This is a genomic window from Bacillus salipaludis (genome assembly GCF_004358205.1).
Genome location: NZ_SMYO01000094.1, coordinates 1 through 1,421, shown reverse-complemented (window position 1 = coordinate 1,421; position 1,421 = coordinate 1). Strand labels below are relative to the sequence as shown.

Below are 1,421 nucleotides of genomic sequence, written 5' to 3'. Positions count from 1 at the left end.
TAATAGAAGGAACAATTTCTCTTCCCTTTTCGTAAAGTCTTCTTGTTTGTGTAGCCATTTTATCCACACCACGGTATTCTACAGCCTGCATGGCACAAATCAATTCAATCGCAAGAACTCTTCTTGCATTTTGAATAATTTGATGAGCGTGTCTTGAGCCAATGGTTCCCATACTTACATGATCCTCTTGGTTTGCAGAAGATGGAATGGAATCGACACTTGCAGGGTGTGCCAATGTTTTATTTTCAGAAACAAGCGCTGCTGCCACATATTGCATAATCATCGCACCAGATTGTAGACCTGGCTCTGGGCTTAAGAAAGGCGGCAGATCATTTAATTGTGGATTGATTAACCGTTCAATGCGTCGTTCTGAAATATTAGCCATTTCCGCAACGGCAATTTTCATAAAGTCCATGGCAAACGCAATTGGCTGACCATGGAAGTTACCGCCAGAGATAACCTTATCACCATCATCAAAAATTAATGGATTATCTGTTGCTGCATTCATTTCAATTTCTAATTTTTCTTTTACATAATCAAGTGCCTGCCATGAAGCTCCATGAACCTGTGGGATACAACGAAGTGAATAAGCATCCTGCACTCGAAGCTCGCCTTGTTGGGTAGTCAGCAAGCTGTCACTTAAATAGCTGCGGATTCTTGCTGCTGTATCGATTTGCTGCTGGTAACCGCGGGCAACATGAATGTCTTCGTCAAATGCATCGATAATTCCAGTTAAACCTTCAATCGTCATTGAAGAAATAAGCTCACTTTCAAACGCAAGCTGTTCTGCTTCTAAGTAGCCGACAACGCCCATTGCTGTCATCGCCTGTGTTCCATTGATAATTCCTAATCCTTCTTTTGCCTCTAATGTAATCGGCTGAATTCCTTCGATTTGGAACGCTGTTAAAGAATCCATACGATTTCCTTGGTAAAATACCTCTCCCTCACCAACAAGTGCTAAGGCTAGGTGGGAAAGTGGTGCTAAATCTCCACTTGCGCCAAGTGAACCTTGCTGCGGAATAACAGGTACAATATCATGATTCACAAGCTTTAATAATGTTTCAATTACCACTGGACGTACGCCAGAAAAACCCTTTAAAAGTGCATTGGCACGAAGAAGTACCATTGCTTTTGCTACATCCACAGGGAATGGTTCGCCGACACCGCATGCATGAGAACGGATCAAGTTCAACTGAAGGTCTTGAACATCGTTCTGATCGATGAACACATCACTAAATTTACCGAATCCAGTTGTAATCCCGTAGATCACTCTTCCTTCTGAAACGATTCGATCTACTGCTTCCCTGCTCTTTTTTACTGCTTCCATGCTTTTATCTGATGCTTGGACCTTTTGACCACCATATAATACTTCTTTCATTTCCTTTAACGTTAAACCTTGGCCAGTTAATGTAATCATTTAT

The 1,421-nt window shown here is 41.7% G+C and carries 1 protein-coding gene; it reads right to left on the bottom strand.

All coding sequences use genetic code 11. The features are described from left to right. Positions 1 to 1,417: histidine ammonia-lyase (gene hutH / locus E2K98_RS30565; RefSeq protein ID WP_133340751.1), on the bottom strand; the 1,417-nt coding region annotated here is incomplete at its 3' end. Between the last annotated feature and the right edge of the window lie 4 nt (positions 1,418 to 1,421).